Here is a 16,317-nt window from a genome sequence, read left to right as displayed (position 1 = left end):
AATTCGTAAACAGTTAATTCAATTTGACTGTCTTCGCAGTGCTATGGAAGATGTTCTTGGTACAGCGTCCTAACCAGCCTGGCGGCTGCTATAACAATGCAAAAATGTGTTCTGAGTAAGTACTGCCATTAATTTTTTCATAAAAATCTTGTGGCATACTTGTATAAAGTATGCTGTAACAATGGGGTAAATGAGCTTCTAAAAAATGGAGTTAGGAGTTAAAAACTCTTAACTCCTAACTTTTTTACAACTTCAAATTCCAAGCAGCAAAAGCTAAAGCACCCCAACCTGCAAGAAAGGCTGTGCCGCCTAGTGGTGCGATCGCTCCCAAGGATTTAATACCGGTTAAGCTAAGGGCGTACAAGCTACCTGAGAAAATAGCAATGCCAATGATAAACAGCCATCCACTGGCGATAAGAGTAGGTTGAGGGGACTCGGTACGACTAATTAGTATTGCTACTAAAAAAAGTGCTAGAGCATGATACATTTGGTAACGAGCGGCAGTTTCAAAAATTTCTAGCGATCGCTCACTAATCTTTTCTTGCAAGGCATGGGAAGCAAAAGCACCAGCAGCAACTGACAAACCGCCTAAAATGGCAGCTACGCTCAAAAAAATCTGCGTCATTAGACCTAGCCGTAAGTTGAAGATCGTCATTGGTCATTGGTCATTGGTCATTAGTAAATAACAAATGACAAAGGACAAATGATAATTAGACATCAAAATGATATGATACAGCCCCTTCTTCGTTCACCTTAAAGTTTGCATTGAATTCTTTAGCTTTTTCATCTAAATATTGTCTGGCGTGGGCTGCGGGTAGTTGTGACTGCATGGCAAAACCTAAAACAGTTACGCGCCCGTGATTTTCTTGTAGCATCTCATAAAAAATCGATTGTAGGCGATCGCTAACTTGTTGATTAATTGCCTTTTTCTCCTGCCGACTTTGACGGTACAATCCCAATGCTAACCATGTGCCCAGTGTTAGGGTAGGGACACCAAAAATTAGACCACCAACAGCAGCATTATTATCTTCATAAGTAGCATTTGGTGCGTTAAACTCATACTCACCCGTGGGTATTATGATGGCTTTACGTGTAGCAAATTTTTCTAATGCCGCTGTTGCTGATAGAGTTACAAACATGAATCCGAGTGTCAGTAGCCAACCGGCAGCTAATTTTTCAGCAGTTTTCATAGTTTCGCTTCAGATTTACACTTTGCTTGCGATTTTAACCTGACTTTCATAAAGGTTCCAATATATCAATCTACTCTCGGCGACAGTTTTTTAGCTTTTACACAATATTTTTTTACCTACATTGCTTAATTAGTACAGCGTTGGTTAATACAATGTCATGCGTTATGATCTGAAATTAAGGAATTAGAGAAACTAGATAAATAAGAAATTAAATACACTTATAAAACCCTTGGAGTCAGCATCCCCAGAAGTTTGATATCCTCTGTTGAAGCTTCAAAGAAGAAGTTTTATCTGAATAAAACGTAAATGTGGTTATTTGCTTTCACTATTCTCTTGGGAGCAGCTGCGATCGCTTACTTTTAGGACTTACGCAAAAACCCTCTCAAACTCTCATTTCTCCGTGACCTCTGCGTCGCGCCAGTTGCTTCAAGTCGGGGAACCCGCCCAACGCACTGGCTTCTCTGTGGTTCGTTTTCCGTTACCTGTGCATAAGTCCTAACTTTGTAAGAATGTATGATTATGCAGAGCGGAACAACGCTTATTTAAAGAAAAAACAAAGCTTGATGCCAACGGCAATATCTACCATATCTCAGGTTTGAGATTGTCAAATCGCAGCAAAATGTTTATTATACCTTTGCTGCGATTTTAAATTTTAACCTTAATTGCGTGTAGCTTCCAGTAGGCGAGAAAAATAGAAGCGAGTCTTCGTCATTGCCCGTCGTTGCAATGAAAAGCCATTACTTTCCAAGATTTTCACCACATCAGCCTCACGATGCAAATATGCACGAGTGGCTTTACTTGGCCCAGGAAAGAAACTGCCAATTTTTTTGAGTATACTCAAGGCGCAGGTCTTCGGCGCAAAACTGAGAATTATCCGCGACTGTGCCAAAGAACAGAGGTGAGATATCATCTCATCGGCTTTTTCTTGAGGGTAATGGATGAGAACATCTAGGCAAATAACGGTATGGTAGCTACCATTCAATGATTCCAAATCCTGCACGGCAAAAGTGGGATTTTCGGCATTTCCCAAAGTTTGCTTTGCTCTATCCCTGCCTTCTTTTACCATTTTTTCTGAAATATCGGTGGCATAGACTTTGGTACCATCTACCGCCAGGGGAATGCTGAGACTACCGACACCACACCCAGCATCACAGATTGATAGCTGTGGTAAATTGTTATCAGCCTTCAGCCAACCGAGAACTGTATCCACAGTTTGCTGGTGTCCATTGCGGATGTCTAATTGGACTTTGTTGACTTCGCCATCGCCGTAGATTCGCTTCCAACGGTCAAACCCTGTGGAATTGAAATACTCGCGAACAATCGTTTTGTCGTCGGCTGCGTTCATAAACTTCGATTTTTAGGGGTTCCCAATGCTTAAAATTATCATTGATAGGAACCCATAAGAGCGGTCTTCCAGATTTTTCCAGATGATAGTTCGCTGATAAGCAGGATACTATCCCCTACATTCCCAGAATTAAACTTGACCGCCGAACAGATTTTTCAAGCTGGGCGTCCAGAAAATCAATTATGACCGCAATGCAGACACTCCCATAGGGCCACGAGTCACGCCTAATTGATTTTGCAACTTCAACTCTTGCCATAGTTGAGAACCTGTAATCTCGCCTTGCAATAATTGAGTATAAAAATGTATTGTTTTACTCACTTGCTCTGGTGTTTCATTCACAAATTCGATACGAAAGTGACGTAATCCCAGTTCTATGAGGCGCTGTACGTATTCGGCTCCGGTTTGAGCAGTGCCGTTAAATACAGTATTACGACAGCCTACATCTGCTTTGAGAACGTGTTCGCTACCTACACGGTCTTTTAATTTCACTTCCTGCTTTTCACAAGGTCGTCCACAGTTGGTGTAATCTGTACCCATCGAGAGAAAGGCACAAAAAACACAATGCTCCATGTGAAACATCGGTATATGCTGATGGATTGTCACTTCAAACCACTGGGGTGGACAACTGGTGAGCAGGTCTTGTAGTTGGGTAATATTCAGGTCATAGGATGCCGTCAGCCGTTCTAAACCAAAGTGTTGCTGAAAGTAGTCTGCTGTTAAGGGATTAACAACGTTGAGCGAAAAATCTCCGATACAATGGTCTGCTGCAAAGAATTGCAATTGGTCATAGTTCCGTATCAGATAGCCATCTGCTTCACAGGCACGTACTTGCCGCAAAATCCAATTTTCTCCAGGCTTGGTAATTCGGGGTGGTGCAACCCAGATGGTGGGGAGTGGGGAGTTAGGAGTTAGGAGTGCTGAGTTATCAGTTAAAAGTGAGGAATTGTCTGCTTTGTTTTTTTGCTGTTGCTGGCGCCCCATTTGCACCGCTTCTCGATAGGCGCGGGGGTCTTCAAATTCGCAGTAAAGTGTTTGGATTCCTGCTTGGAGTGCTGCTTGGAGTTGCTTGAGATTTCGTACTAGGACGATGAGTGAAGGACACGTAGCTTTAGCTTCCCGCAGGGTGGGAGATGAGGGGAGTAAGTTTTGGAAAGAGACATCAGAACGTAATTGCCAGCGTTTGGGTTGACTCCGCAATTCGTCCAACTGTGTTACGATTTCCCGCCGCATCCGGTTCAATTCACTTACGGGTAGGATAATAGCACCGCTAACGTGGTTGGTTAGCGTTCCCAAACAGAAAGGTGTGTTACCGAGACGACCGAATTGTTCTTGTAAACGCTCTGTATCTAAAGGTTTAGTGTGCGCCTCCACCAGAGAAATTGCAGATTCTACCTGTACAATATTACCGAGTCGATCGCGGGCGATCGCAATCAGTGGCTGACCAACTTCTCCATAAATTTCCATATCAATGGGACGCTGAAATTGGGGATTCTCGCCAGCAAAACTCTGACGTAGTTGCTTATCGAGTTCTGGATCGTTGGTTTTCCAAATGCGATCGCCTATATGCACTCGGCGTAAGTTCAGGTCATTTCTACCAAAGGTCAGCACACTTTCCTTACCTTTGGAAACCACCCCATAAACTCGGCCGCCTTCTTCCTTCGCCTCTGGATGACCGCAGTCAAATACAATTCCATCCCCTGGCTTGACAGGTGCTTCCAGTTTGACTGTTACCTGTTCGTTGTGAATGCGGGTGACTTCACCTAGATAAACCCCACGTTTTTTACCAAAGCGGGCGTGAACAAGTTCCTGATTATTAATCCCGCCAAACCAGCCCGTGTAAAGTCCGCGAGAAAATGCCATTTCTAGGTTGTAGTGTTCTTGGTCTGATTGACCTCTCCCCCCTTCCCTTGTAGGCAAAGGGGTTAAGGGGTTAGGTCTTTCCAATTCCGTCATTACACTATCCAAAGCTTGCCGATAAACACGGGTGACATTAGCAACATACTCTGGAGCTTTCAGACGACCTTCAATTTTGAGACAGGTTACTCCTGACTTCACCAAATCTGGCAAAACATCTAACCCTGCTAGGTCTTGAGGACTGAGTAAATATTTGCGTTCTTTTAAATTCACAACTTCCCCGTCGGCGATTAAATCGTAGGGCATCCGGCAAGCTTGGGCACATTCACCTCGGTTAGCAGAACGTCCGCCTAAAGCCTCACTAGTCAAACACTGACCGGAATACGCCACGCACAAAGCACCGTGAACAAAAACTTCCAAGGGCAGCGAGGTTTCTTGTTGGGCAATCTGCTGCTGAATTTTATTGATTTCTTTGAGAGAACATTCACGCGCCAATACCACCAATTGACAGCCAAGAGACTTGGCAAATTCTACCCCAGCCGCACTGGTAATCGTCATTTGCGTGGAAGCATGGATGGGAAAATCGGGGGAAAGATGACGGATAAGACGGCATATACCAATATCTTGAACGATCGCTGCATCCACACCTGCTGCAATAATTGTGCGGAGATATTGCTGTGCTTCTGCTAGTTCTTTGGGAAATATTAGGGTGTTGACAGTGACATAACCCTTTACACCCCGACGGTGCAAGAATGTCATCAATTGGGGTAAGTCCGCCTCAGTAAAATTTTGTGCCCGCATTCTGGCGTTAAACCGATCCAAACCGAAGTAAATAGCATCTGCCCCATTTTCCACAGCAGCTTTAGCACAGTCCCAATTACCTGCTGGCGCAAGTAGTTCAGGACGTTGAAGGGAAGGTTGGGAAGGGGAGCGATCGCTTTTCATTAGATTTAGGGAGGGTTAACTAGCACCATAGTGATTTTATCGAAGTTATTGGGGGATGGGGCGATCGCTCTTTCATCTGCGGTTCATTCAATCCTCTTCTCCTCTGCATCTGGAGTAAGTAGACAGGCGAGAAGAAACAGAACTATATTAAATTTAGTTAAAAAAAAGTTTCCTTAGGTTGTCAATGTATTAATAAAATGGAAATTCTTAAATCAAGCACCGCCATAAATTGGAATTAAACTTGTGTCTGCTAAAGATGCTTTTCATACAGTTGTTAAAACAGCACTTGAGAAAGATGACTGGTTAATTACTCACGATCCTTATGCTCTCCAGGCAGGAACCCTTGAATTATATGTTGATTTAGAAGCCTAAAAAGTTATTGCAGCCGAAAAATAAGGACAAAAAATAGCTGTTGAAATTAAAAGTTTTCTAAGTCCGTCAAAAATCACAGAAATTTATGCTGCATTAGGAGAATTTATCATTTACCGAATTGGTTTACAAAAACAAGAAGCTAATCGCACTTTAGATTTAGTGGTTCCTAGTACTGTTTACAATGAGTTTTTTATCCTTCCATTTATCCAATCTGTAATTAAAACTAATCAGCTTTGTTTACTAATTTATAATATTGAACATGAGGCGATCGCAGAATGGCAAAGCTAGAAGAATATCGAAAATATATTAAGAATTTGCTTGAACAACACGCTAATACTGTTTGGGATAATCGTATTCAAGCACAGACAACTTTTGATACAGAACACGATCGTTATCAATTAGTTTATGTAGGTTGGCGCGAGCAAGACCGCATATATGGGCCTGTTCTCCATGTAGATATTATTAACGAAAAAATCTGGATTCAGCAAGATGGAACAGAGGTAGGAATTGCTAATGAGTTGGTTGAATTAGGTGTCCCAAAAGAAGATATTGTTTTAGGTTTTCAATTACCCTCTGTGCGTAAATATACAGATTTTGCTGTTAGTTAGTTAAATTTATTAAAAATTGCGATCGCTCTCTCATCTACGATTTATTGCTTGAGGGCGGGTTTCAAGCCGCGTTCAACGATTGTATCTGCGATCGCTCTGCATCTTCTGGTTAAAAAGTGCGATCGCTTTTACACAAACTACAACTCAATTTGGGAATACTGAGTAAAACGCAGGTATTCGCTGTGTAGAATCGTCTTGCTGTAAGACATCAGGCTGTTAATGGTTTACTAGGAGAAGATTATGGACGCACTGACATTAACTTTTGCACTTGCTCCTCACATTGTAAAGGGATTAGCTAGCGGCATATTTGTACGCAATGGTGGTGTAATTCAGTGTGCTGCAACAAAACAAGTTGTTGCTTGGTTAAGAGATTTAGTCCCAACGCCAACTAGTTCCCCTAACAATTTACTTAACCTTGTTTTTTCAGGTGCAAATCTTGTGGCTTCAGGAGCTAATGCAGCTGTTACAGGAAAAGGACTAGCTGATGTAAACGGGCGTTTAGGTGGAGTTGAACAAGTAAGTTTGGGTAACATAGCTGTTTCAGGAGTAAATCTGATTGGAACAGTCGCTAATGCAACTATTTCAGGAAAAGGATTCGCCGATGTAAATGGGCGTTTAGATGGGATTGAAAATCAGTTAGGAGAAATTGGGCAAAATCTGCAATTAACTCAAGGTTTTTTGCAAGTAACTACTGCGGCTAGTGTACTTAGTCTTGGTGTTTCAGTAATGAGCTTTGCTATAATAGCACAGCGTCTCAATGAGCTAGAAAAACGCTTAAAACAAGCGGAAGAACTATTAAACAAAGTCAACCGCAAAATCGACCTTAGTTTCTATGCTAATTTTCGTGCTGCAATTGAATTAGCAGTTAATGCCTTCACGATGACTAAATCTGAAAATCGTAGAAGCAGCGCCTTACAAGCTATTAATCGTTTCTTAGAAGCAGAGCATATTTATACGGAATATACTGATATCGAAATTGAACAAAAAAGCCAAATTGCTGATGAATATCTGCTGACTTTATCTTTAGCCTATCTAGCTGAAGCACGTTGCTATTTAGAATTAGAGGAACATGATACAGCACTTCGCCGCTTCCAAGAAGGGGCTAGAGTTATTCGTTCTCGTATTCAAAAATATGTTGACCTTTTGCTCACTTCTAACCCAGCAGCATACTTACATCCCCAATTCAAAGGTCAGATTGATTTGCGAAGACTAACACGAATTTACCAATGGATTGACCCAATTTGGGATGAAAATGCTGTGTTTGATTTACAAAGAGAGAATTTATTTAAGATGGCGCAAGACCCTAACAAATGGTTAGATTCACTGCCATCTGCAATTTTAACTCGCGTTGAGGTTCAAGGAGGTTGGTTTGGCCCAAGTCAAGATGATTTGAAGCAAGAAGCTTACAAACGTCTTCCCCAAGTATTTAAAGTAATGGAATCTATGATTGAAACCAACTTTCGTTTTGAAGCATATCAAACAGAAGTACAAGCAATATCCCAATTAGGAATCAGCTTTCATGACTGGCTTAAATTAACTCCGTCTACAGAAATTAAACCAGACGGCGCAGAATTAATGTATATAATCCCATCCAAACCTCTAGAGTTACAGCCTTCTATGTGAACTAAATATAGTATTTCATTTATTCGTAGCGAATTAAATCTCGCAAGAGTCTGCGCCCCTCTGCGCTTACTCCGTGTCCCTCTGCGTTTAAAAACGCTACGATTCCTCTAAACCTTGGCGAATTGCATTATCCATATCCTCAATAGTTTTAGCTTTTCCTGGATATTTTAAGCAACCTGCTACATCATCTAATTTAGTTACTGAAAAAAATGACTAAACTTTAATAAATCATCAACTTCTGGAATTGCTTGCGTTTTAATTCCAATTTTTTTTATATTCCTCTAGATTTCTATATGTGGGAATAGATTGGTTAGTAACCACAGAATAAAGAACATCTGGGTCTAAATCTGCACCATTATCCCAGTAAATTGTTCCCCATTCAGCGTTAAGTTTAACAGTTTTAAAATAGTTAAAATCTTTTAAAAGTTCAAAAATTCCTGTAAATTCGATTAACTGGTTAATATCAACAATACCTTCTTTTCCGTCTTCAAACTTCAAATAGAGTTGATAGTTATCGTGAGGAATAACTTCTATAATGTCTTTAAGCATAATTCACTCTAATGGTTGAATTTTTTCTAAGGGATTATTTTGTCTTGCCAGTTGCCAGTTTTCTCTAAGTTCTGATTTGTGCATAGCTGCCCATTCAATTATTAAACCAAGAACTCTAGGAGTGAGTTTACCTTCTAAAACTGATAAGGTTTCTATATCAATAATTGCCTTTTGCTTATTGTAGCGGACATGGAAATGAGGGGGCGGATGGTCGTTATAGTACATAGTAATGATAATCCCTAAAAAACGACAAATTTCAGGCATTCAGATTATCTCCTCAATTATCCTGTCTATTCAGCCATACCCACGTGATTGTAACTATTTTTAGGCGATCTTCTTTTGCACCTCTGTGCCTACCGTGCGGGAACGCCTAAAGGCGAATGCGTGAGACAAAAAAGGCGAACTTTTTGGGTTCGCCCTAATTATATGCTGTTGCTCAATCCAAACCTAAATCTAAATTTTCGCTTCTTCTCGCACCAACTTATCCCAACCCAAATCTTTCAAATTATTATTCCGACGTAGCGGACGAGTCACCAACTCTAATATGTCACGCGCATTCGTAAAGCCGTGAATTTGAGCAAAAGTAAACTCCACAGACCACTTAGTATTAATACCCCGTGCTTCCAATGGGTTAGCGTGAGCCATACCAGTAATTACCAAGTCTGGTTTCAACTCATAAATTCGCTGAAGTTGATTGTAATTATCCGGCTTCTCCACAATTTTTGGTAGGGGTGAATTCATTTCCTGGCAAGTTTTCTCCAGTAGCGCCAACTCAGCAGCTTGATAGCGCTTATCCATGTAGGGAATGCCGATTTCGTGAACAGTCATCCCACAACGGATTAAGAATCGTGCTTGGGAGATTTCCAGCAAGTTATCACCCATGAAGAATACAGACTTACCGCGAATTAGTTTCACATAATCTTCCAAGCCTGCCCAAATTTGTGCTTCGCGTTCATCCAAACCTTTGGGAGTAATACCAAACACCGAGCAGATTTTCTCAATCCAAGCGCGGGTACCATCGGGGCCAATGGGGAAGGGTGCGCCAATGAGTTTACACTTGCGGCGGCGCATTAAGGTGGTAGCTGTGCGGCTGAGGAAGGGGTTGACACCAGCGACATAATACCCTTCTTCCAGTACTGGCAATTCAGTGAAGCGCTTCGCAGGTAGCCAGCCGGAAACTTTGATGCCTTGTTTCTTCAGTTCCAAGGTTAACTGAGTAACCACAGGGTCGGGAAGGGAGCCAAAGAGAACTAAGGGTGGATGATCTACGTACTCAGATTCTTCTTGGGCGACATCTTCTTTTTTCTTACCAAAGTTGAGCAATTTAGCGATCGCATTGCGTTCATTTTTCTCTGTTTCCGCCACCGGAGCCTTATCAGGACAACGGTTAGCCATTGCTGCTAATACAGTGTCTTCCCCTTGGGTGAAGGCGTAATCTAGACCATTTGCCCGCGCTACAACAATAGGAATACCGATTTCGGATTCCAGTTTTGGTGCTAAACCTTCCAAATCGGTTTTGATAATTTCGGTAGTGCAAGTGCCAATCCAGACAATTACACTAGGATTGCGATCGCGTTTAATCTGCAAGCACAACCGCTTTAACTCTTCATAATCATTCAGTTGTGCCGAAATATCGCCCTCTTCCAACTCTGCCATTGCATAGCGGGGTTCAGCAAAAATCATTACCCCCATCGCATTTTGCAGGAAGTAGCCACAAGTTTTTGTCCCAATCACCAAAAAGAAGCTATCTTCAATTTTTTGATATAACCACGCCACGCAGCTAATTGGGCAAAAGGTATGGTAATTCCCGGTTTCACATTCAAAGTTTAAAGCTTCTGGTTGTTGAGCGACAGTCATTTTGGTTTTTTCTCCCCTTGATATTTAATGGCAGATCGACCAATTTCAGATTTTAGATTGATAATTTTGGATTGAAGGCTGGGACAACAAAAGTATCCTCTGTCTAACGACAATTTCCCTAATTTCTAATCCAAAACCCCAAATCTAAAACTTAAAATTGCGAAGAACGGCAATAATTAAGCGTTGGGGAAGAGACGGGCAATTTCTGATTCGTCAAAAACGCCTGCTGGCAGTTCTTCCCCCAAAAAATCATTATTTTCTTCAGCCTTTTGTAAAGCTGTTTCATCACCCCAGACATCTGACAACACGTCTTTAAACGCATTCTCATTTAGCGGACTATCTCCAAGCGCCTCTTCTTCGTCTTCATCCAGCTTTACTTCCATTGCAGCTGTTGAATCGAAGGCAATTTCTCCAAACTCATCTGCTTCTAAACTAGAGATTTGAAGAGACTCATCTTTTGAATCGTGTTCGTTGGTTAAGGAAATATCACCAAAGCCATTTTCCGTTTCCTCCAACTCGCTGATTCCCAGGCTTTCATCCTCAGAATCCACGATTGCAAACTCTTGAACGTCTACTACCGCCACCGACACAAAGCCATTTGTATGAGAATGTGTCAAAGTTTCATCTTCAGGCTTTTCATCAATGACATCTGCTGGTGTTTCTACGTATCTCTCTACTTCTGGGTTGACGACGAAGCGATTACCGAGAGCTAAATCTGGGTCAAAATGCAAATCCAGCACCTCAATTAGGGTATCGGCGTCAGGATTGAGTTTGGCAAAGGGCAACATTAACTGCGCTAGCTTTGGTTCTAGGGCGTTAAGAACTCCCAGGATGAGGTAAGAAGGTGGTCGCTTCCCACCATCAGGGGTGTACACCGATTCCACTTCCATGTGGAGGGTAATCCAGTCTCGATTATTCTGGAAAAATTGCAACCACTTTTGCTTTATTGAATCCGTAAAGCTGTGAAAGAATGCCATATTATTGTCCCCCATCCTGAGAACTTGTGATTTATACAATCATCAAGTCTAGTTCCTCTTCTGAATTAGGAACCTGGGGTTTACCCGGATTTAGATAAAAATCAGATAACAAAGAGAACAATTCCCGATCTGGTGAATCATTAGGTACAACACCTTCGGGACGCGCCAGAATTTGGTCGGCGATGTTGAGATAGTAGTCGCAAACGTAGTCTAGGGAAGGATCTTGCTCTGCCATCTCAAACAATGTCTTACCTTTAACACGAGAAACACGGATATCTTCAATCAAAGGTAAAACTTCCAAAACTGGCATGGGCACAGCTTCTATATATTTTTCAATCAAGTCGCGCTTGGAGGTGCGATTGCCAATTAACCCAGCTAAACGCAGTGGGTGAGTTCTTGCTTTTTCGCGGACTGAAGCAGCAATCCGATTGGCAGCAAATAAAGCATCAAAGCCGTTGTCTGTAACAATCAGGCAGTAATCTGCATAGTTGAGTGGTGCTGCAAAACCACCGCAAACTACGTCACCCAGAACGTCAAAAAGAATTACATCGTACTCATCAAAGGCGTTGAGTTCTTTAAGTAATTTTACGGTTTCGCCGACTACGTAGCCACCGCATCCAGCACCCGCAGGTGGCCCACCAGCTTCTACGCAATCAACACCGCCGTAGCCTTTATAAATTACATCTTCTGGCCAGACATCTTCGTAGTGATAGTCCTTTTCTTGAAGGGTGTCGATAATTGTCGGAATCAAAAACCCAGTCAGGGTAAAGGTACTGTCATGTTTGGGGTCGCAACCAATTTGCAGCACTTTCTTGCCACGTTTAGCTAGGGCGACTGATATGTTACAGCTAGTTGTGGATTTACCGATACCACCTTTTCCGTAGACTGCTAGTTTCACTTTTGTTTGCCTCTCATAGCTTTTTGTCAAACTTGTGGCTCAAACATTTGCCTTCACCTTTCCTGAGATGGCGATGCGTGAGGTATGTGAATGTCATTATTGGGCAAATTACATAGAAAAGAAAGTGGCTCTTAATTTCTAAAACGGTCTTATTCGATGAATTAGAACTTAATTAGGGCTATTTCAGGTTTAATTAGCTTAAAAGTCTTATTTAGATCAAAAATTCATCTTTAAAATGTTTTTATTACTTATTTTTATAAAAATAGTTACAAAATACAAAAAACTTAAATCGGCTTTTTTGAATGCTTTTCATAGAATTAGCTGATGGTCAGACAACGTGTTTTCAATGCATTGGGGCGCAGACTCAAGGGGAAAGAGAAGTATATGCAGCCTGATGCTGGAAATACTACTGGAATTTGCGTTAGCGTAGCTCACCGAAGGTATCGCAGATAAGTTGCCAGTTTTTAGTCGATAGCTAAGACCCTTTAATTGCTGCTTGAGAGTAAGTTAGTGTGATTTTGTAAAAAATTATTAAATTCCCAGAGAATTTCTAATTTGATTAAAATTTTTCGGTGTCAGCCCACTAATGGGCATTCCCAGTTTCTGACTGGGAACGAGGCAAATCAGGACACCTCAGTTTCAATTTCCTGGATTTCCTGTAATGTTTGCCAGCCAGCTTGCCACTGGGAGCTATCTTGTAATAATTTGGCATTTATCCAGAAACGAATTTTGGGATCGCAAGCAGCCACCATTTCAGCGTAAACCCACTTACCTTGATTTTTACGATTGACAACTTGGAAGTGTCTCCATCCGTCCACTTTTTGCTGTGCTGTCCACTTAGAAGCGAGTAAGTAAGGGAATTTTTGCTTTTTTGTCATTTGTCAGTTGTCAGTTGAAGTGTGGAAGCGTATACAAAGTTTATTCACGTATATATTCCACTGTGACATAGCTATTTTCACATGGCAGGAATCGCCGAGACTGCGGCATGATATGGTCAATTGTAAAACGGTCTGGACTCAAGTATTCTGGAGAATGACAGTATTCGCAGAGATATTCAGATCGTTTTCTTACAAGTCTTCGAGTTTGTTCGGACACCATTTACTTTTCGCCGCTAGTTGAGCGTTAATTAAGGTAAATATTCGCTCTAATTCGGAGATACCTACATATTCAGCTTCTTCTTCAGGAGTCAGTGCATCAGCTTTTTTTTTGCTCTCATAGTTAGCACAGCGAAGCATCTCAGTACATGGCTAAAAGCTTGAGAATCGCACATAGGAAAATCGGAACTAGGGGAAAATACCACTTTTTCAAGATGTGAACACCGATCTAGGCGATCGCTATCCTGTTCTTACAATATCTATTGACAGCAGAAATTATTTTTACTTGGTGTTCTGGTGGTAGCCTCTGACAAGCTACTGCGCCTCTACTTCCTGAAAAAGCCTATGCAACCTACCGATCCTAACCAATTTACGGAAAAAGCCTGGGAAGCGATCACCCATACCCCGGATATTGTGAAACAATATCAACAGCAGCAGATAGAAAGCGAACACCTGATGAAAGCGCTGTTAGAACAAGATGGTCTAGCAACTGGCATTCTCACCAAGGCAGGTGTTAATCTTCAAAAACTGCGCGATCGCACTGAACAATTTTTCCAACGTCAACCCAAAGTATCCGGTAGCAGCAGTTCTGTCTACTTGGGACGTAGCTTAGATACACTACTAGATCGAGCAAACGGATATCGCAAAGAGTTTGAAGACGAATATATTTCAATTGAACACTTATTGTTGGCTTACGCTAAAGATGACCGTTTTGGCAAAGGTTTATTCCAAGAATTTGGTTTAGACGAAGGCAAGCTAAAAAATATTATTAAACAAATTCGTGGGAGTCAAAAAGTGACCGACCAAAATCCAGAAGGCAAATACGAAGCACTGGAAAAATACGGGCGTGACCTTACAGAAGCCGCGCGTAAAGGCCAACTCGATCCAGTGATTGGGCGGGATGATGAGATTCGTCGGACTGTGCAAATTCTCTCTCGCCGTACCAAGAATAATCCTGTGCTAATTGGTGAACCAGGTGTTGGTAAAACTGCGATCGCCGAAGGATTAGCACAGCGCATTATCGCAGGCGATGTACCTCAATCCCTCAAAGACTGCAAGCTAATTGCTTTAGATATGGGTGCTTTGATTGCAGGGGCAAAATTCCGGGGTGAATTTGAAGAACGTCTGAAAGCCGTATTAAAGGAAGTTACTGAATCTACTGGCAAGATTGTTTTATTTATTGATGAAATTCACACTGTTGTCGGCGCTGGTGCAACCCAAGGCGCGATGGATGCTAGTAACTTGTTAAAACCAATGTTGGCGCGGGGCGAATTGCGCTGTATTGGGGCGACAACCTTGGATGAATACCGCAAACATATCGAAAAAGATGCCGCACTAGAAAGACGTTTCCAGCAAGTTTATGTCGATCAGCCCAGTGTAGAAGATAGTATTTCAATTTTGCGCGGGTTGAGAGAACGTTATGAAAACCACCACGGGGTGAAGATTTCTGATAGTGCTTTAGTTGCAGCCGCCGTTTTGTCGAGTCGATATATTAGCGATCGCTTCCTCCCTGATAAAGCAATTGACTTGGTAGATGAAGCCGCCGCCAGACTGAAAATGGAGATTACCTCCAAACCAGAAGAACTCGACGAAATCGATCGCAAAATTCTGCAATTGGAAATGGAGAAGCTTTCGCTGCAAAAAGAAAGCGATGCAGCTTCTCGTGAACGTCTAGGAAGACTGGAAAAAGAAATTGCCGATCTCAAAGAAGAACAAAAAACACTGAATACTCAATGGCAATCAGAAAAAGATATCATTGACAAAATTCAGTCTGTTAAAAAAGAGATTGAACAGGTCAATTTAGAGATTCAGCAAGCAGAACGCGACTACGACCTTAACCGTGCTGCTGAGTTGAAATACGGCACTTTAACTAGTTTGCATCGTCAATTGGAAGCAATAGAAGCTGAATTGGCAAGTACTCAAAGAAGTGGTAAATCACTATTACGGGAAGAAGTTACAGAAGGTGATATTGCTGAAATTATTTCTAAATGGACAGGAATTCCGATCAGCAAGTTGGTGGAATCGGAGAAAGAAAAACTGTTGCATTTAGAAGATGAACTGCACCGCCGGGTAGTTGGACAAGAAGAAGCAGTCACAGCGGTAGCGGATGCAATTCAGCGATCGCGCGCTGGATTAGCCGATCCCAATCGTCCCATTGCTAGCTTTATTTTCCTTGGGCCTACGGGTGTGGGTAAAACCGAGTTGGCAAAAGCGCTGGCGGCGTATATGTTCGATAGTGAAGATGCGTTAGTGCGAATCGATATGTCTGAGTACATGGAGAAACACGCCGTCTCTCGCTTAATTGGTGCGCCTCCAGGATACGTTGGTTACGAAGAAGGCGGACAACTTACAGAAGCGATTCGCCGCCGTCCTTACTCAGTGATTCTCTTCGACGAAATCGAGAAAGCACACCCCGATGTATTTAATATCTTCTTGCAAATTCTTGATGATGGACGCGTCACTGATGCCCAAGGTCATAAGGTGGATTTCAAGAACGCTATTATCATCATGACTAGCAACATCGGTTCGCAGTACATTCTTGATATCGCTGGGGATAATGCCCACTACGACGAAATGCGCCGTCGAGTCATGGAAGCGATGCGGAATAGCTTCCGTCCAGAATTCCTGAACCGGATTGACGAAATCATCATCTTCCACGGCTTAGATAAGAAGGAATTGCGGCAAATTGTGCTATTGCAAGTGGAAAGATTGCGGCAAAGATTGGGCGATCGCAAAATATCTCTCAAACTCTCAGATGCTGCACTTGACTTTTTAGCAGAGGTAGGCTATGACCCAGTATATGGGGCGCGTCCACTGAAGCGGGCGATTCAGCGAGAGTTAGAAACTCAAATTGCTAAATCCATCTTGCGCGGCGAATTCAACGACGGCAACACCATCTTTGTAGATGTGCAAAATGAAAGGTTGTCGTTTAGCCGTTTACCAGTTGAAGTCTTTATCGGATAATTGCACCTCATAAATCACACACAAAAACCCGTTTTCTGACA

Annotated in this window: 15 protein-coding genes and 2 pseudogenes; 4 read left to right on the top strand and 13 right to left on the bottom strand. The window is 42.1% G+C overall.

All coding sequences use genetic code 11. From position 1 onward, the window contains the following. Window positions 1-244 precede the first annotated feature (244 nt). From V7K41_RS08675 to V7K41_RS08660, 4 genes are all read right to left on the bottom strand, one after another. Window positions 245-625, bottom strand: a complete 381-nt coding sequence (locus tag V7K41_RS08675; RefSeq protein ID WP_334847264.1) for a DUF423 domain-containing protein — start codon at window positions 623-625, stop codon at window positions 245-247. Between the two features lie 85 nt (window positions 626-710). Beyond that, window positions 711-1,190, bottom strand: a complete 480-nt coding sequence (locus V7K41_RS08670; RefSeq protein WP_334847259.1) for a hypothetical protein — start codon at window positions 1,188-1,190, stop codon at window positions 711-713. Window positions 1,191-1,848: 658 nt separating this feature from the next. Next, window positions 1,849-2,535, bottom strand: coding sequence for a magnesium protoporphyrin IX methyltransferase (gene bchM, locus V7K41_RS08665; RefSeq protein ID WP_292856992.1), 687 nt, complete (start codon window positions 2,533-2,535; stop codon window positions 1,849-1,851). A gap of 180 nt (window positions 2,536-2,715) precedes the next feature. After that, entirely contained in the window at window positions 2,716-5,334 is a 2,619-nt protein-coding gene (locus V7K41_RS08660) for a U32 family peptidase (protein ID WP_334847257.1), read from the bottom strand. Window positions 5,335-5,577: 243 nt separating this feature from the next. Between V7K41_RS08660 and V7K41_RS08655 the strand changes: the two are divergent. From V7K41_RS08655 to V7K41_RS08645, 3 genes and pseudogenes are all read left to right on the top strand, one after another. Continuing rightward, a pseudogene (locus V7K41_RS08655) lies at window positions 5,578-5,994 on the top strand (XisH family protein). Beyond that, window positions 5,982-6,314, top strand: coding sequence for a XisI protein (locus V7K41_RS08650; protein ID WP_334847255.1), 333 nt, complete (start codon window positions 5,982-5,984; stop codon window positions 6,312-6,314). Before V7K41_RS08655 ends, V7K41_RS08650 begins: the two are co-directional and overlap by 13 nt. Before the next feature lie 240 nt (window positions 6,315-6,554). Beyond that, window positions 6,555-7,937, top strand: coding sequence for a hypothetical protein (locus V7K41_RS08645; RefSeq protein ID WP_334847253.1), 1,383 nt, complete (start codon window positions 6,555-6,557; stop codon window positions 7,935-7,937). A 96-nt stretch (window positions 7,938-8,033) separates the two neighbouring features. On the opposite strand, the pseudogene V7K41_RS08640 reads toward V7K41_RS08645, so the two are convergent. The 9 genes and pseudogenes from V7K41_RS08640 to V7K41_RS08600 all read right to left on the bottom strand — a co-directional run. After that, a pseudogene (locus V7K41_RS08640) lies at window positions 8,034-8,144 on the bottom strand (AbrB/MazE/SpoVT family DNA-binding domain-containing protein); the annotation flags it as partial. A gap of 48 nt (window positions 8,145-8,192) precedes the next feature. After that, window positions 8,193-8,486 carry a DUF2442 domain-containing protein gene (locus V7K41_RS08635; RefSeq protein ID WP_334847252.1) on the bottom strand — a complete coding sequence of 98 codons (294 nt, stop codon included), beginning with the start codon at window positions 8,484-8,486 and terminating at the stop codon, window positions 8,193-8,195. 3 nt (window positions 8,487-8,489) lie between these two features. Beyond that, window positions 8,490-8,750 carry a DUF4160 domain-containing protein gene (locus V7K41_RS08630; RefSeq protein ID WP_334847251.1) on the bottom strand — a complete coding sequence of 87 codons (261 nt, stop codon included), beginning with the start codon at window positions 8,748-8,750 and terminating at the stop codon, window positions 8,490-8,492. 189 nt (window positions 8,751-8,939) lie between these two features. After that, entirely contained in the window at window positions 8,940-10,343 is a 1,404-nt protein-coding gene (locus V7K41_RS08625; protein ID WP_334847250.1) for a ferredoxin:protochlorophyllide reductase (ATP-dependent) subunit N, read from the bottom strand. A 176-nt stretch (window positions 10,344-10,519) separates the two neighbouring features. Further along, a complete protein-coding gene (locus V7K41_RS08620; RefSeq protein WP_334847249.1) occupies window positions 10,520-11,320 on the bottom strand; it encodes a DUF5331 domain-containing protein in 801 nt (266 codons plus the stop codon). Window positions 11,321-11,351: 31 nt separating this feature from the next. Then, window positions 11,352-12,218 (bottom strand): ferredoxin:protochlorophyllide reductase (ATP-dependent) iron-sulfur ATP-binding protein, encoded by an 867-nt coding sequence (bchL, locus tag V7K41_RS08615; protein WP_292774821.1) that lies wholly within the window; start codon window positions 12,216-12,218, stop codon window positions 11,352-11,354. 623 nt (window positions 12,219-12,841) lie between these two features. After that, complete coding sequence (locus V7K41_RS08610; RefSeq protein WP_334847247.1) at window positions 12,842-13,096, bottom strand: TIGR02450 family Trp-rich protein; 255 nt, start codon at window positions 13,094-13,096, stop codon at window positions 12,842-12,844. Between the two features lie 40 nt (window positions 13,097-13,136). Continuing rightward, window positions 13,137-13,316 (bottom strand): HNH endonuclease, encoded by a 180-nt coding sequence (locus V7K41_RS08605; RefSeq protein ID WP_334847246.1) that lies wholly within the window; start codon window positions 13,314-13,316, stop codon window positions 13,137-13,139. Then, complete coding sequence (locus V7K41_RS08600) at window positions 13,286-13,453, bottom strand: hypothetical protein (protein WP_334847244.1); 168 nt, start codon at window positions 13,451-13,453, stop codon at window positions 13,286-13,288. Before V7K41_RS08600 ends, V7K41_RS08605 begins: the two co-directional genes overlap by 31 nt. Before the next feature lie 204 nt (window positions 13,454-13,657). Here V7K41_RS08600 and clpB point away from each other — a divergent pair, with 204 nt between their 5' ends. Continuing rightward, window positions 13,658-16,276: an ATP-dependent chaperone ClpB gene (gene clpB / locus V7K41_RS08595; protein WP_334847242.1), complete on the top strand. Its 2,619-nt coding sequence runs from the start codon at window positions 13,658-13,660 to the stop codon at window positions 16,274-16,276. Window positions 16,277-16,317: the final 41 nt, after the last annotated feature.

Source organism: Nostoc sp., assembly GCF_036917415.1.
Taxonomy (GTDB): domain Bacteria; phylum Cyanobacteriota; class Cyanobacteriia; order Cyanobacteriales; family Nostocaceae; genus Nostoc.
The sequence above is the reverse complement of the archived record's forward strand: the minus strand, read 5'-3'. Positions and strand labels throughout refer to the sequence as shown.

What these genes read in the sequence shown, in the direction of transcription:
- V7K41_RS08675 (WP_334847264.1), bottom strand. Translation starts at nt 625, where the DNA reads ATGACGCAGATTTTTTTGAGCGTAGCTGCCATTTTAGGCGGTTTGTCA.
- V7K41_RS08670 (WP_334847259.1), bottom strand. Translation starts at nt 1,190, where the DNA reads ATGAAAACTGCTGAAAAATTAGCTGCCGGTTGGCTACTGACACTCGGA.
- bchM (WP_292856992.1), bottom strand. Translation starts at nt 2,535, where the DNA reads ATGAACGCAGCCGACGACAAAACGATTGTTCGCGAGTATTTCAATTCC.
- V7K41_RS08660 (WP_334847257.1), bottom strand. Translation starts at nt 5,334, where the DNA reads ATGAAAAGCGATCGCTCCCCTTCCCAACCTTCCCTTCAACGTCCTGAA.
- V7K41_RS08650 (WP_334847255.1), top strand. Translation starts at nt 5,982, where the DNA reads ATGGCAAAGCTAGAAGAATATCGAAAATATATTAAGAATTTGCTTGAA.
- V7K41_RS08645 (WP_334847253.1), top strand. Translation starts at nt 6,555, where the DNA reads ATGGACGCACTGACATTAACTTTTGCACTTGCTCCTCACATTGTAAAG.
- V7K41_RS08635 (WP_334847252.1), bottom strand. Translation starts at nt 8,486, where the DNA reads ATGCTTAAAGACATTATAGAAGTTATTCCTCACGATAACTATCAACTC.
- V7K41_RS08630 (WP_334847251.1), bottom strand. Translation starts at nt 8,750, where the DNA reads ATGCCTGAAATTTGTCGTTTTTTAGGGATTATCATTACTATGTACTAT.
- V7K41_RS08625 (WP_334847250.1), bottom strand. Translation starts at nt 10,343, where the DNA reads ATGACTGTCGCTCAACAACCAGAAGCTTTAAACTTTGAATGTGAAACC.
- V7K41_RS08620 (WP_334847249.1), bottom strand. Translation starts at nt 11,320, where the DNA reads ATGGCATTCTTTCACAGCTTTACGGATTCAATAAAGCAAAAGTGGTTG.
- V7K41_RS08610 (WP_334847247.1), bottom strand. Translation starts at nt 13,096, where the DNA reads ATGACAAAAAAGCAAAAATTCCCTTACTTACTCGCTTCTAAGTGGACA.
- V7K41_RS08605 (WP_334847246.1), bottom strand. Translation starts at nt 13,316, where the DNA reads ATGGTGTCCGAACAAACTCGAAGACTTGTAAGAAAACGATCTGAATAT.
- V7K41_RS08600 (WP_334847244.1), bottom strand. Translation starts at nt 13,453, where the DNA reads ATGCTTCGCTGTGCTAACTATGAGAGCAAAAAAAAAGCTGATGCACTG.
- clpB (WP_334847242.1), top strand. Translation starts at nt 13,658, where the DNA reads ATGCAACCTACCGATCCTAACCAATTTACGGAAAAAGCCTGGGAAGCG.